The sequence below is a fragment of the Halalkalibacter wakoensis JCM 9140 genome (genome assembly GCF_000513095.1).
GTDB classification, from domain to species: domain Bacteria; phylum Bacillota; class Bacilli; order Bacillales; family Bacillaceae_D; genus Halalkalibacter; species Halalkalibacter wakoensis.
The window spans coordinates 1-15,835 of record NZ_BAUT01000086.1 but is presented as its reverse complement, the minus strand read 5'-3'; the positions used below and the strand labels follow the sequence as shown (position 1 = coordinate 15,835).

Annotated in this window: 7 protein-coding genes and 4 pseudogenes; all 11 read right to left on the bottom strand. The window is 40.3% G+C overall.

Annotated elements, in window-relative coordinates:
- Positions 1-172: 172 nt before the first annotated feature.
- Positions 173-1,603, bottom strand: a complete 1,431-nt coding sequence (gatB, locus tag JCM9140_RS19500) for an Asp-tRNA(Asn)/Glu-tRNA(Gln) amidotransferase subunit GatB (protein ID WP_034750501.1) — start codon at positions 1,601-1,603, stop codon at positions 173-175.
- Positions 1,604-1,618: 15 nt separating this feature from the next.
- Positions 1,619-3,075 (bottom strand): annotated as a pseudogene (gene gatA, locus JCM9140_RS19495) (Asp-tRNA(Asn)/Glu-tRNA(Gln) amidotransferase subunit GatA).
- Positions 3,076-3,093: 18 nt separating this feature from the next.
- Positions 3,094-3,384 (bottom strand): Asp-tRNA(Asn)/Glu-tRNA(Gln) amidotransferase subunit GatC, encoded by a 291-nt coding sequence (gene gatC / locus JCM9140_RS19490; RefSeq protein WP_034750498.1) that lies wholly within the window; start codon positions 3,382-3,384, stop codon positions 3,094-3,096.
- Between the two features lie 161 nt (positions 3,385-3,545).
- Positions 3,546-5,053: pseudogene (gene putP / locus JCM9140_RS19485) on the bottom strand (sodium/proline symporter PutP).
- 422 nt (positions 5,054-5,475) lie between these two features.
- Positions 5,476-6,437 (bottom strand): annotated as a pseudogene (locus JCM9140_RS19480) (ABC transporter permease).
- The gene (locus JCM9140_RS19475; RefSeq protein ID WP_034750496.1) at positions 6,437-7,498 is read right to left on the bottom strand and encodes an ABC transporter permease; all 1,062 of its coding nucleotides are present in this window, start codon (positions 7,496-7,498) and stop codon (positions 6,437-6,439) included. Before JCM9140_RS19475 ends, JCM9140_RS19480 begins: the two are co-directional and overlap by 1 nt.
- Entirely contained in the window at positions 7,495-9,024 is a 1,530-nt protein-coding gene (locus JCM9140_RS19470; protein ID WP_034750493.1) for an ABC transporter ATP-binding protein, read from the bottom strand. The genes JCM9140_RS19475 and JCM9140_RS19470 overlap by 4 nt, the downstream gene beginning before the upstream one ends.
- 167 nt (positions 9,025-9,191) lie before the next feature.
- Positions 9,192-10,306: pseudogene (locus JCM9140_RS19465) on the bottom strand (BMP family lipoprotein).
- Between the two features lie 421 nt (positions 10,307-10,727).
- Complete coding sequence (locus JCM9140_RS19460) at positions 10,728-11,903, bottom strand: CamS family sex pheromone protein (protein ID WP_034750490.1); 1,176 nt, start codon at positions 11,901-11,903, stop codon at positions 10,728-10,730.
- Positions 11,904-11,928: 25 nt separating this feature from the next.
- On the bottom strand, positions 11,929-13,935 hold the full coding sequence (ligA, locus tag JCM9140_RS19455) for an NAD-dependent DNA ligase LigA (RefSeq protein WP_034750487.1): 2,007 nt from the start codon (positions 13,933-13,935) through the stop codon (positions 11,929-11,931).
- 73 nt (positions 13,936-14,008) lie between these two features.
- On the bottom strand, positions 14,009-15,835 hold a 1,827-nt coding region (pcrA, locus tag JCM9140_RS19450; RefSeq protein ID WP_034750485.1), incomplete at its 5' end, for a DNA helicase PcrA.

Here is a 15,835-nt window from a genome sequence, read left to right as displayed (position 1 = left end):
GCGGCAGTTAGGCACTTTTCCAGTGGCCCTTTTCCCTCCCACAGGAGCCGAGTGGCTTGCGCTTCATTCCAAGAGAATGATAAAAATAGCGGAGTGTGTCCTTTAACGAATAGATACTTATTAGCATAATAAAAGTGCTTGGATTAAATAATAATCCAAGCACTTTACGAGATTAACGTTTCTTGATTTCCTCAAGTAACAATTTATTGACCATCGGTGGGTTTGCTTTTCCTTTTGATGCTTTCATGATTTGTCCTACAAGGAAACCAATTGCTTTTTCTTTTCCATTTTTAAAATCATCTACGGATTGTGGGTTGTTGTCTAGAACTTCTGTTACCATCTTCAGAAGTTCGCCTTCATCCGAGATTTGCACAAGACCTTTGTCTTTAACAATTTGCTCTGGATCTCCACCTGATTCAATTAGCTCTTTAAAAACCGTTTTGGCAATTTTAGAGGAGATGGTTCCTTTTTCAATCAATTGAATCATTTTAGCAAGTCCTTCGGATGTCAGGGCTACCTCTTCAAATTCTTTTTGTTCGGCATTCAAGTAGGCAGACACTTCTCCCATTAACCAGTTTGAAGCTTGCTTCGCTCCTGCTCCTTGCTTAACAGTCTCTTCAAAGAAATCAGCCATTTCCTTTGTTAGCGTCAGAACCGTTGCGTCGTATGCTGGTAAGCCTAGCTCTTCTACATAGCGTTTTTTACGAGCATCTGGAAGCTCAGGAATCTCGGCACGAACACGAGCTTTCCAGTCCTCATCGATATACAAGTCAACAAGATCTGGCTCAGGGAAGTAGCGGTAATCATCAGATCCTTCTTTAACACGCATGAGAATGGTCTTGTTTGCAGCTTCGTCGTAACGTCGAGTCTCTTGTTCAATCACACCACCAGAAAGAAGCACTTGCTCTTGGCGCTTTTCTTCATACTCAAGACCTTTTCTTACAAAGTTAAAGGAGTTTAAATTTTTCAACTCTGCTTTTGTTCCGAATTTTTCTTGACCTACAGGACGCAATGAAATGTTCGCATCACAACGAAGTGATCCTTCTTCCATTTTACAATCAGATACACCTGTATATTGAATGATGGCTTTTAGCTTTTCTAAGTAGGCATAAGCTTCATCTGGTGTACGAATATCAGGTTCTGATACAATCTCAACTAGCGGTGTTCCTTGACGGTTATAGTCAACAAGTGAATAGCCGCCACCAGAATGCGTTAATTTACCCGCATCCTCTTCCATGTGAATACGAGTAATTCCGATACGTTTTTTCTCACCATTCACTTCAATTTCAATCCAGCCGTTCTCACCAATTGGTTTATCAAATTGAGAAATTTGATAAGCCTTTGGGTTATCTGGGTAGAAGTAATTTTTCCGGTCAAACTTCGTATCTGTTCTAACCTCACAGTTTAGAGCCATCGCTGCTTTCATCGCAAACTCCACTGCTTTTTTATTCAAGACTGGCAAAACACCTGGATATCCAAGGTCAATGACACTTGTATTTGCATTCGGCTCAGATCCGAAGTGGTTCGGACTTGCTGAGAAAATTTTCGATTCTGTCTTTAATTCTACGTGGACCTCAAGTCCAATAATTGTTTCGAAACTCATCGCTCGTCTCCCCCCTTACAACGTCGGTTTTTGCGTGTGATAATCAGTTGCTTGCTCAAAGGCATGAGCCACACGTAAAACCGTGCTTTCATCAAAGTGTTTTCCAATGATTTGTAATCCAAGTGGCAAACCATCTTTAAATCCACAAGGAACCGATATTCCAGGTACACCAGCTAAGTTCACTGGAATGGTTAAAATGTCATTTGCATACATGGTTAATGGATCTTTTGTATTTTCACCAATTTTAAAGGCCGGTGTCGGTGTTGTTGGCCCGATGATCACATCGTAATTCTCAAACACCTTTTCAAAATCTTGTTTAATCAATGTACGTACTTGCTGTGCTTTTTTGTAATAGGCATCATAGTAGCCTGAACTTAATGCAAATGTACCTAACATAATACGGCGTTTTACTTCGTTACCAAAACCTTCTGCACGTGTTTGTTTGTACATTTCAATAAGGTTCTCAGCATTGTCTGTACGGTATCCGTAACGAACACCATCAAAACGAGAAAGGTTCGCTGATGCTTCCGATGAAGAAATCAAGTAATACGTTGCAAGTGCATACTTTGAGTGAGGTAAGGATACTTCTTCCCACGTAGCTCCTTGTCCTTCAAGTACTTTTAATGCATCAAGAACGGATTGCTTCACTTCTTCTTGAACGCCTTCTCCAAGATACTCTTTCGGAACGGCAATCTTAAGTCCTTTTACATCACCTGTTAAAGCCGATAAGAAATCAGGTACTTCAACATTTGCTGATGTCGAGTCCATTGGATCAACCCCAGTAATCGATTGAAGCAAGTAGGCATTGTCTTCTACGTTCCTTGTTATCGGTCCAATCTGATCTAGCGAAGAAGCAAAAGCGACTAAACCAAAACGTGATACTCTTCCATATGTAGGTTTTAGACCAACCACTCCACAAAATGCGGCTGGTTGACGAATGGAACCACCTGTATCTGAACCAAGTGAAAATGGTACTTCTCCAGCTGCGACCGCTGCTGCTGAACCACCACTAGAACCACCAGGAACCGTTTCTAAATTCCAAGGATTTTTCGTTTCTTGAAATGCTGAGTTCTCTGTTGAAGATCCCATGGCAAACTCATCCATATTTAATTTCCCGATCGTGATCGATTGAGCGCCTCGTAATTTTTGCACGACCGTAGCATCGTATATAGGGTCAAAATTTTCGAGGATGCGACTTGAGCAAGTTGTGCGAAGTCCTTTTGTTACAATATTATCTTTTACTCCAATTGGCATACCAAATAAAAGGCCACGTTCGCTGTTTGTGCTAAGTGCTCGTCTAACTCGGCAGCATATGCACGTGCCTTTTCTTCATCTAATGTTACAAATGCTTTTACTTTATCATCAACGTCAGCGATTCGCTTGTATGATTCATCTACAAGATCAGAGACCTTCACTTCTTTATTTAGAAGCATTGTATGAAGCTCTGACATCTTATGGTCAAATAATGACATGAAGCTTGTCCTCCCCTATTACTCTATAATGGACGGCACACGAATTTGTCCGTCTTCGTGATCTGGTGCGTTTTTTAATACTTCTTCTACCGGCAGCCCTTTTTGAGGCTTGTCCTCTCTAAGAACATTCTTCATATCTAATACATGTGTAGTAGGCTCTACTCCTGTTGTATCAAGTTCATTTAACTCTTCTGCAAAAGAGATAATTTTACCAAGCTGTTCCGTAAACATTTTGGCTTCATCTTCCGTAATCGCAAGCCTTGCCAAATTGGCAACGTGTTTTACCTGTTCTATTTGAATTCGTGACATTGTATCGTTCACCCCCGAAAATATTCGATCATTTTGACAATATGATTAATAATACCAAATAACCCTTCTATAGCAACAAAGCCCTATAATTACAAGCCTTTTTCAACAAAGAAAAAAGGCTGGTTCTAAAGGCTTTACCCTCTGAACCAACCTATTACGAATTAGACTACATTCGCTTTCGATTCTTCAAATTCTTCCTTCATCTTATCTGAAGGCTCTTCTCCAATATAACTAAAGGCCATCGCTGCAATCCAAGCTAAAATAAAACCTGGAATGATTTCATATAGTCCTAAAATTGAGAATTGCTCGGCTGATAAACCAAACCAATTTTCCAGCTCTGCCCATACAATGACTGTTAGTCCACCGACAACCATCCCAGCTAAAGCACCATTTCGTGTCATTCGTTTCCAGAATAAAGCTAAAATGATAACTGGACCGAATGCGGCTCCAAAACCTGCCCATGCATATCCTACTAATTCGAGAACCGAGCTCTCAGGATTGTAGCAAGTAAGATTGCCACCAATGCAATAACAACAACTCCAATACGACCAACCCATACTAATTCCTTTTCACTCGCTTCTTTACGAATATATCCTTTATACATATCCTCTGCAAGTGCACTTGAAGAAACAAGTAACTGTGAATCAATTGTACTCATAATGGCCGAAAGAATCGCTGCTAACAAGAAACCGGCTACCCAAGGATTAAATAAGACTTGAGTAAACATAATGAAAAGTGTTTCATGAGACCCTTCCGCTAACGCTTGCCCGCCAGGACCATTGGCGGAAAAGTAAGCAATTCCAACAAAACCTGTAAAAATGGCACCAAACAGTGCTAATACCATCCACGTCATCCCAACCGCTCGTGCCTTCGGAATTTCTTTCACCGATTTCACGGCCATAAAACGTGTAATGATATGTGGCTGGCCAAAATAACCTAACCCCCATGCTAGCAACGAAATAACACCAATAAACGTTGCTCCTTGGAACGCATCTAAATAGGCAGGATCAATCGCTCCTACTGCATTAACCGTTTCACTCCAACCTCCCATACTAGAGATCGCTACAAGTGGTACGATAATTAATGCTAAGAACATTAGAATTCCTTGGAAAAAGTCCGTCCAACTTACCGCAAGAAATCCACCTAAGAACGTGTACGAGATAATGACAATCGCACCAATCCAAAGTGCTTGCGTATAGGTCATCCCAAAGGATGCTTCAAAAAGTAACGCACCACCGACAAGTCCTGATGAAGTATAAAACGCAAAGAACACTAATATTAAAAGTGCTGAAATCATCCGTAATACTTTCGACTTATCATGAAATCGGTTTTCCAAAAAATCAGGCAACGTAATCGAATCATTTGCTACTTTTGTATAAGTTCGAAGACGTGCTGCAACAAACTGCCAATTTAAATACGCACCAATCGCCAAACCAACGGCAATCCAAATTTCACCCATACCACCGAGATACATTGCACCTGGCAACCCTAGCAATAGCCAACTACTCATGTCAGAAGCACCGGCACTTAAAGCGGCTACACTTCCTCCTAACCGTCTACCACCAAGAACATAGTCTGAAAGATTACTTGTAAGCCGGTAAGCGACAACTCCAATCACAAGCATCCCTACTAAATAAACGATAAATGTTAATATTGTTGCTAATTCCATTGTTACTCACTCCTCCCCCTGACTAGTGATACGATCGACAAAATGATTAATAACGGCATTGGAATATATAACAATAACCACGTTGCTGCAGATAAGCTATATTCCATTTTTTCCACCCCCTTTTTCGGTCTCTATGCAAGGAATATGCAAGTACATATTGTAACATGACAACCTCATTTTTTTGGACATGCTGATTAATATAACACAAAATAAAAGTCGGAACATTCTGCTTTTAATAAGTCCAAGAATCAAAATGTATAATTATTCAAGATCATGCTGATTTCAACCGTTTCCTTACCGACATAACGTCATATATATACATGTCAGATAATCTTCATTTATTTCCTTCTGCGCTCGATTTGTATTAAATTAAAATAAAAAAATGTCTCCAATTCAAACTCAATGGAGACATTTTTTATTGATTATCTTGATCCTTTTACATATGGCTTTCCAATTGCTTTTGGAGCATCAGCACGACCAACGAAGCCAGCTAATGCTAATATGGTTAGTACATAAGGAGCAATTAACAGGAAAACGGATGGAATGTTGGCTAATCCTGGAATTTGTTGACCGGTAATACTTAATGCCTGTGCCAATCCGAAGAATAACGCCGCTCCCATAACACCTAGTGGGTTCCATTTACCAAAAATCAAAGCTGCAAGCGCCATAAATCCTTGACCTACAATGGTCGTTCCCGAAAAATTCCCAGCAACCGTTACAGCAAAAATAGCACCACCTAAACCTGCAAATGCACCACTTAACATAACGGCTATATACCTCATTTTATTAACATGTATCCCCATTGTATCAGCTGCCATTGGATGCTCTCCAACTGAACGGAGCCTCAAACCAAAAGGCGTATAATACACCACATAATATACGACAAACACGAGAGCTAAAGCGATATATGAAGTAATGTAAGCATTAGCAAAGAACAACGGTCCGATAATGGGTATATCACTTAAAACAGGTACATCAAAACGATAAATTCTGTTACGAATCGCATCAGTCTGCCCTTTATTGTAAAGTAAGCGAACGATAAAAACGGTTAGACCAACCGCTAAAAAGTTTAAGGCAACTCCACTTACGATTTGATCAGCTCGGAACGTAATAGAAGCAACTGCGTGGAATAATGAGAACAATGCTCCAATTAAGATCGCAGCTACTAAAGCAATCCAAGTGGAAGCTGGACCTACACCCATTCCTTCAAGCGTTAATGTGACGACAATTCCTGTAAAAGCACCGACAACCATTAACCCTTCTAATCCAATGTTAACAACACCTGCACGCTCACTGAATAACCCACCTAACCTGTCAAGATAAGGGGCGCTGCTGCATAAATAGCTGCCGGTATGACAAGGGCTAATATTTGCATAAAATCCATTAGATCCCCTCCTTCTTGATACGGTTCATAATCCAGCGAATTACATAGCTTGATGCAACAAAGAAAATAATTAACGCAATGACAATGTCAACTAGCTCTGTAGGCACTCCTGCTCTTGATTGCATGGTAATGGCACCTACTTGCAATCCTCCAAATAAGAAAGAAGCAAGCAATACACCAACAGCCGTATTGGCGCCTAGTAACGCAACCGCAATCCCGTCAAAACCGACACCAGAAAAACCTGAAAGGATGCTCATGTACCCATAAGTTCCAAGCCCTTCCATTGCTCCGGCTACCCCTGCAAATCCACCTGAAATCACCATGGAAAGGATAATGTTCTTCTCTACGCTCATTCCAGAATACAAGGATGCATGCTGGTTAAAACCAACAGCTCGTAGCTCGTATCCTTTTGCTGTTCTCCAAAGAATAAACCACATGATCACACACCCTAGCAGGGCCACAAGAATACCATAATGCAGGCGTGAGAAATCTGTGATTGATTGTAAAAAAGGAGACGCTAACGAGGCCGAGGGAGAGATACTCTCTGTTCGTTCCCCTGGCACAAGTAAAAAAGTCCGAATCAAATAATTGGCTGTATATAGAGCAATATAGTTCATCATGATGGTAACAATGACTTCATGAACTTGAAAACGAGCTTTTAAGAAACCCGGGATGAATCCCCATGCCGCACCCGCTAATGCTCCCACTAATATCGCTAGCGGAAGGTGGATAACAGCCGGTAAATCAAGAACTATCCCCACATAAACAGAAGCCAACCAACCAATGATAACTTGTCCTTCTACACCAATGTTGAATAATCCAGTGCGAAAGGCAAATGCAACAGCCAATCCCGCTAAGATTAAAGGGGTCATCGTGCGAATGGTTTCCCCAATATAATAAGCTTCACTGAAAATTCCTCTAAGAAGCGCTGTATAACCTAATACAGGATTATACCCACTCACTAACATAACAATTGCCCCAATAAGAATCCCTAACAAAACAGCAATTAAAGGAACAGCTAAGGAGACGAATCGTCCTTTCGGAAACAATTTATCAATCATCTGGAATCACCTGCTTCCTCTTTCTTTCCACCAGCCATTAGCAATCCTAATTCACGTTCGTTCGTTTGGTCAGCATCAACAATGGCCACAATCTCCCCTTCGTACATAACAGCAATCCGATCACTCACGTTGAGGATTTCGTCTAACTCAAGAGACATGAGTAGAACGGCTCTCCCTTTATCCCGCTCCATAACAAGACGGCGGTGAATCGATTCAATAGCCCCCACATCTAATCCACGTGTTGGCTGTGCTGCAATCAAAAAGTCGGGTGATCGATCGACTTCACGAGCAATAATCGCTTTTTGTTGATTCCCACCCGATAAGGCTCGCGCAGGAGTATATTCACTTGGCGTACGCACATCAAAATCTTCTATTAATGCTTTGGCTTTTTTATAAATTTCAGGGTAGCTTAACACACCATTTTTTGAATAAGGTTTTTGATAATAGGTTTGTAAGACGATGTTTTCTCCAATTGTAAAATCAAGGACCAACCCATGCTTATGACGATCTTCTGGAATGTGTCCAACTCCAGACTCTGTTACTTTTCTTGGCTTTAAATTCGTTATCTCTTTTCCATTTAAAGATATCGATCCAGAATCTGCCTTTCGTAAACCAGTAATGGCTTCAATCAGCTCAGATTGCCCATTCCCTTCGATCCCAGCTAGTCCGATGATTTCCCCAGCTCTCATATCAAGGTTCAAGCTCTTAACAGCATTTACACCTCGAGCATCTTTAACAACTAAATCCTTCACAGATAAAACGACGTCTTTTGGATTGGCTGGATCTTTTTCAACACCAAAATTCACTTCTCTACCGACCATCATAGCCGCTAATTTGTCAGGGTTCGTTTCACTGACATCTACTGTTCCAATTCCTTTTCCTCTTCTTATAACCGTGCACCGATCGCAAACAGCCATAATTTCTTTAAGCTTATGAGTAATCAAGATAATTGACTTGCCTTCTCTTACTAATTTTTTCATGATCCCAATCAACTCTTGAATTTCTTGTGGAGTTAACACAGCTGTTGGTTCATCAAAAATCAAGATGTCTGCACCCCGGTAGAGCGTTTTTAAAATTTCTACTCTTTGTTGCATTCCAACTGAGATATTTTCAATTTTTGCATATGGGTCTACACGCAATCCATATTGATTGGAAATTTTTTCAACTTCCTTAGCCGCTTTTTTTATATTAATTTTCCCTGCTTTTTTCGGTTCATTTCCTAAGATGATGTTTTCTGTAACGGTGAATTTCTCAACTAGCATAAAGTGCTGATGAACCATTCCAATCCCAAGTTTATTTGCTACATTAGGATCGGTAATCTTCACCTTATCGCCACGAACAACGATCTCTCCTTTTTCCGGTTGATACAACCCAAAAAGGACATTCATTAATGTCGATTTACCTGCACCGTTTTCCCCTAAAAGGGCGTGAATTTCACCCTTCTTCACTTGAAGCGTTATATTATCATTGGCCACAATTCCAGGAAATTCTTTTCGGATGTTATTCATCTCAATGACATAACTCACTTGTAACCACTCCTTACTTACTATATGTACTTAAAAAATGCACACTAAGATTACCTAGATGACATAAAGAGGCAATGAAGGATTGGCAAACTACAATTCTTCATTGTCTCTTTTACGTTGAAATTATAACAAAAGGCTAGTTCTCACTAGCCTTTTGTTCGACTATATTAAAGTGCTGATAAAAACTCTTCATATTCCTCATCTGTTTGTGGAACTGAAATTTCACCAGCTTGAATTTGATTTAAGAAGTCAACAACAGCTTGAAGCGCTTCTTCGGACATGTTATCCGTTGATGGAGCAATTCCAACTGCCTCATCTTCTAAGCCATACTCAAGGGTTTCGCCACCAGGGAAATCACCGTTCATTGTACGTTCTGAAACTAAGTATACAGCTCTATCTACACGCTTAACCATCGAAGTAAGGGTTACAGATTCACCATTGTCTCCATATTCTCCTTCTTCATGTTGGTCACGGTCTACACCAATAACCCACACAGGTTCACCATTACGAGCACGGTTAATTGCTTCCGTAAACACGCCATTTCCTGTACCACCAGCTGCTTGATAAATCACATCTACACCTTGGCTATACATTGTGTTTGCAATTTGAGCTCCACGTTGCTCATCATTGAAGCTTTCTGCGTATTGTACTTCAATTACAGCATCAGGGTTTACTGCTTTTACCCCTGCTTTAAAACCATTTTCAAATTTCTTAATAAGAGCCCCTTCGACTCCACCAATAAATCCAACTTTGTTTCCTTCTGTTTGTAAACCAGCTGCTACACCAACTAGAAATGATCCTTCATGCTCTTTAAACGTAACATTTGCAATATTAGGATATGGTTGGCCATCCGCATCAACGACCACAGAATCAACAATTGCTAATTGAGTGTCTTCAACTTGCTCACCAATCGTACGTACGGCATCTTCCATTAAGAAACCAATTGCCCATGCAAGATCAACGTCATCACGCACAAGCTCACGTAAGTTCGGTTCGAAATCAGCATATCCCCTGATTGTAAGTAACGATATCCTGTTCCTTCTTCTAAACCAAAGTCTTGTCCGAATTCACTAAGACCTTCCCAAGCAGATTGGTTAAATGATCTGTCATCGATTCCACCAACATCTGTAACCATCGCTACTCTAAAATCACTCGCCTCTGTAGCTTCCTCAGCCGGAGCCTCATCTCCAGTCGGAGCAGCTTCTTCTTCTGCAGCACCACATGCTGATAAAGCAACAGCTGCAGCAACTGCCATTGTTGCAGTACGTAACCATTTTTTCATGTGTAAAATCCCCCTTTTTTCTACTTCTGCTAACGCCCTCATTTATGTAGGACTAGTAGCTTGAGACTAATTAGACAAATAGTTCTTTCAATAGGTTTTCACGCATTTTGCTTTCTATTCCCTTTTGACTAAAATCTGTTTGTCTAATCCTTGCTGTTATGTATAGTCTAAGTTGAGCTTCGTTCGTCAGACATCTGACCTCTAACCTTTTATCTTACGAACGAACTAAATATATCATGTTGTTTCTAAATAATAAATAGTTTTTTTAACTATTATTCGTTATAATTCGACATCTTTTTTAACGCGTCAAGTAACTTTACGATCTTATTTACTTAGCTGGTTATCCAAATTATACTATCCTTTGTCTTAATCGAAAAAATGGACCAACCGCCTCTAAAAAGAATGCGATCGGTCGTTTTTTTTAATCAAACACATGAATAAATGGTTCATCATTTGGATTCTGAACAACAACGCTTTCCGTATTACCAGATACAGACGTAATCGTAACACTCACCTTATAATTTCCTTGAAACCTTTGTTGCAGCTGACCTGCCACGTATTGCGAAAGCGCCACAATTTCAGCTTTCCCTTGAAAACGTAGTGGAATTTCGATCTTTAGTTCTTGAATCTGATTATCTACATAGCGCCCTTTCCCAACCACTCCTATATACGTATCAAAGAATGATTGAACGTCATCTTGAAAGCGTTGGAATTGATCTGCTTCATTCCGTGCTTCTTGATTCGCTTCACTTGAAGGGAATAGATAATAACGTTCGTTAATTCGTTGCCATCTATCTAGGTTGCTTCTTGGCTCTGCTTTTGCCCGACCAATGAAGTGACCAGGAATGACGGATTCACGAGGTTGTTCTTGAAACAATGCAAAAACTATTGGAATATCCTCAAACGCGCCTTCTTCCATTGACTCTGAACGAAGTCTCGTTAAAATTTCTGCGGCTATTCTCTGACCTTCTCGTTCAATCACATCATTCGGAATCGGCAGTTCATAAAAATTGTACCTGCCTTGCTCATCTTCCACACGAAAGTTATAGACACTATTCATCGAAAGCCCAATGACAATCCCACCAAGATTTAATTGACCGTTTGAGTTTTCAACAAGATAATTATGCTCCAGGATATGAGATAAGTAGCGAGGCTGACTTTCTTCACGTTCACGCATGGTCCCTTCTTCCCCAAGAGCCGGATTTAATCCTTGTGGATTGCTTTCCTCATCCATTCGCATAAGCCAACTGTTTAATGTATTTCGCTTAATAAATTGACCTTCTCTAAAAAAGTATCGATCTGGATCAAAATACTGCTGAGCAATTCGCGTTAAACCTATTTCAAGTTGATCTAAATCTAAGCGATTGTATACAACAGAGTTCCCAAATCCTCGTGATTCACCGTGTAAATAAGATCCATCATACAATACACTTTGATAGTAATTATCAGGCGTAATAATTTGCGGCACAACTTCGACTACTTGCTCTTGCTCATTTTCGTTTCTTTCCTCTACTACTTGATCCTCCTCAGGGCTAATTGGAAAACACCCCGATAAGAGTAAAAATGTAAGAATCAATATTCCCCATTTCTTTAACACACGATTCCCTCCTCTCACACGTCCTTTAAGTCAACACTTCTACTAACTTAGCTTCATCCCATATTTCTATATTGAGTTCCTCCGCCTTTGTTCGTTTTGAACCAGCATCTTCTCCTGCGATAACAAGATCTGTTTTCTTGCTAACACTTCCTGTTACTTTTCCACCAAGCGACTCAATTTTCTCTTTTGCTTCTCCTCTTGTCAGCTGTTCTAACTTTCCTGTTAGAACAACTGTTTTCCCAGCAAACGGACTATCCCCAACCTCTGATTCAGCCGGTAACTTCGGTCCTTTATACGTTACATTGACCCCAAGTGATTCTAGTTCATTCACTAAATCAAGCACTTCACTAGTTGAAAAATATCGTTTAATAGAGGCAGCCATCTTTTCGCCAATTTCGTTTACCGCAACCAATTCTTCTTCTGTGGCATCCGCCAATTTATGAATCGTTTCAAACTCCATCGCTAATGTTTTGGCCGCTTTTGCTCCAACAAAACGAATTCCTAACCCAAATAAAAGTCGCTCAAGTGAATTATCCTTTGTTTTTTCAATCGCTTCAAGTAAATTATCGACCGATTTTTCACCCATTCTCTCTAATTGAAGCAATTCCTCTCGCTTTAATTTATAAATATCAGCCACATCTCGAACAAGATCGTGAGCAAACAACTGACTAATCACTTTCTCACCTAATCCATCAATATTCATCGCATTTCTTGATACAAAATGAATAAGTCCTTCACGAATTTGAGCTGGACATTGAGGATTAATGCAGCGAAGTGCTACTTCCCCTTCTAAGCGCACTAACTCACTTTCACAAGCTGGACAATGTGTTGGCATAAGAAAGTCACGCTCTGATCCATCACGTAGTTCAGCGAGGACATTGACCACTTCAGGAATAATGTCACCGGCTTTTTTGATCACTACAGAATCTCCGAGCTTCAAATCCTTCTCACGAATTAAGTCTTCATTATGAAGGGACGCACGCTTTACAGTCGTGCCTGCAACGGTAACAGGCGTCAAAAGAGCAGTTGGAGTCACAACACCAGTCCGACCAATACTCAACTCAATATCTTCTAGCTTTGTCACTACTTCTTCTGCAGGAAATTTAAAGGCTGTGGCCCATCTTGGACTTTTCGCTGTGAAACCCATTTCCTTTTGCTGATCTAGACGATCAACTTTTATAACAATCCCGTCAATGTCATAAGGAAGTGTCGCTCTTTTTTCAACCCACTCTTCTGTATACGCAATCACTTCTTCAATGTTTGAACAGTGTTTGCTTTCATTGTTCACTCGAAAACCAAGTTCTCTTAGATACTCGAGACCTTCCATATGGGAATTTAGCTTTCGTCCTTCCAGATGTCCAATGGAATAAATAAAAATAGAAAGATTTCGTTTAGCAGCCAGCTTAGGATCTAGTTGCCGAAGCGAACCAGCTGCAGCATTACGAGGATTCGCAAACTTTTCCTCACCAGCTTGCTCCTTTAACTGGTTTAACGATTCAAACGATCCTTTTGGCATAAATGCTTCCCCACGGACCTCAATCGTAACGGGCTCTCGTAATCTAAGTGGAATAGCGGGGATCGTTTTTAAATTAGCTGTAATGTCTTCTCCAATTGTTCCATCGCCTCGTGTGGCACCACGTACGAACTTCCCACCTTCATACGACAATGAAACAGCCAGTCCATCAATTTTTAGCTCACAAATATAGCTAACATCTTCACCCACTAACTGCTTCACACGTCGATCAAAATCACGTAAATCTACGTCAGAGAACGCATTTCCTAGACTGAGCATCGGTGTTCGATGTTCCACTTTTTCAAAAAAAGGCAATGGTTCACCACCAACCCGAATAGAAGGTGAATCCTCACTATACAACTCAGGGTATTTTCCCTCTAATTTTATTAGTTCTTGCATAAGCGTATCAAACTCCGCATCTGAAACAAGTGGCTTATCGAGAACGTAATAATGATGCCCATACTCTTCTAATAATTTTCTGAGTTCTTCTATTCGGTTCTTTTCGTTTAATGGCTCCATAGGTTTCGTCCTTTCTTTTCTTACAGTCAAAAGTGACTGAAAACAATCCCTCAGTCACTTTCCTCTACATCTACTACTGCTTTGTGATCGGGGCAAACTTAGCAAACAATCGTTTCACGCCAGTTGGATTCGGAAAGGCAATATCCAGCTCTAATGAATCTCCAGTCCCTTTTAAACTAACAACCGTTCCAACTCCCCATTTTTTGTGTGCAGCTTTATCGCCAACACTCCATGAGAAATTCTCTCCACCTGTAGAAACCGTTGTTGGCCGGTCAATCGTCCTTGTTCTCTTCTGAACTGGTGCAGCGCTTTTGCTTGATGTTTTCATCCAGTTTGGTGCTTGTTTTTCTTCATTTAACGTCTCCAAACACTCGACTGGAATTTCTGCAATAAAGCGGGAAGGAGGATTTGTATTTGTACGCCCATACATCGTTCTAAGTCTCGCATTTGTTAAATAAAGCTGTTTTTCCGCTCTTGTAATTCCAACGTAAGCTAATCTACGTTCCTCTTGCATTTCCTCTTCTTCAAATAAGGAGCGGCTATGAGGGAAAATCCCTTCTTCCATTCCGATTAAAAAGACAAGCGGAAACTCTAACCCTTTTGCTGAGTGAAGTGTCATTAAGGTAATAGCATCTTTTGGCTTTCCTTCTTTTTCTTCATCAAGCTTGTCTATATCAGCAACCAATGCAAGATCCGTTAAAAAGGCAACGAGTGACTTATCTTCATTTTGCTTTTCAAATTCATTCGTAACCGTAATAAACTCGTCGATGTTTTCTAAACGGCTCTGCGCTTCAATTGAGTTTTCATTTTTCAGCATATCACGATAGCCAGTCCGCTCGAGGAGTTCTTCCACTAATTCTGTGACCGATAAATAATCTTGCATTTGTATCCAATGTCCGAGTTGCTCAGCGAAGTCTTTTAGCTTGGCTGCAGTTCTCCCTGTTAAACCAGTTTGTTCTACTTCTTGCAGAGCAGCAAACACAGAAATGCCTTGCTCAATAGCAAAAGCTCCTATTTTATCCATCGTTGTAGCGCCGATTCCACGTTTTGGTACATTAATAATTCGTTGCAAACTAATATCATCATCTGGATTAGCAATTAAGCGTAAATAAGCGAGAACATCTTTAATTTCTTTTCGATCATAGAACTTTGTTCCGCCAACAATGTTGTACTCTATATTAGACTTTACAAAAAATTCCTCAATTACACGTGATTGAGCATTTGTTCGGTAAAGGATAGCAATGTCAGAATAAGAATATTCATTCGTTTTCATCGCTTCTCTTATTCGTTCTACGACAAATTGAGCTTCCGATTGTTCAGTATCGGCTGCAAAATATCCAATCCCACAGCCTTGATCATTTTCCGTCCATAAATTCTTCTTTTTACGGTTAGAGTTGTTTTCAATAACCCGGTTTGCCGCTTGTAAAATTGTTTTCGTTGAACGGTAGTTTTGCTCAAGCAAAATGACCTTTGCATTCGGGTAATCTTCCTCAAATGAAAGGATGTTCGCAATATCTGCTCCTCGCCAACGGTAAATCGATTGATCCGAATCCCCAACGACACAAAGATTTTTATAACGTTCGGCGATCATATTAACGAGCATATACTGCGCACGGTTCGTATCTTGGTACTCATCAACAAGAATATATTGAAACTTTCTTTGGTAAAATTCCAACACTTCTGGTACCAATTTAAACAGATCAATTGTTTTCATAATTAAGTCGTCAAAATCAAGCGCATGATTCTTTTTTAATTGCTTTTGGTATTCTACATACACGTCAGAAACCGTTTGCTCGTATGGGCCAGTTGCCGTTTTCGCAAATTGATCTGGTTTTTTTAGCTCATTTTTCGCACTGCTAATGGACCCAAGAATGCCACGAGCTTCAAACTTCTTTGGATC

Coding starts and splice junctions, on each gene's coding strand:
- ligA (WP_034750487.1), bottom strand. CDS start 13,935: ATGGAGCCATTAAACGAAAAGAACCGAATAGAAGAACTCAGAAAATTA.
- gatC (WP_034750498.1), bottom strand. CDS start 3,384: ATGTCACGAATTCAAATAGAACAGGTAAAACACGTTGCCAATTTGGCA.
- JCM9140_RS19475 (WP_034750496.1), bottom strand. CDS start 7,498: ATGATTGATAAATTGTTTCCGAAAGGACGATTCGTCTCCTTAGCTGTT.
- gatB (WP_034750501.1), bottom strand. CDS start 1,603: ATGAGTTTCGAAACAATTATTGGACTTGAGGTCCACGTAGAATTAAAG.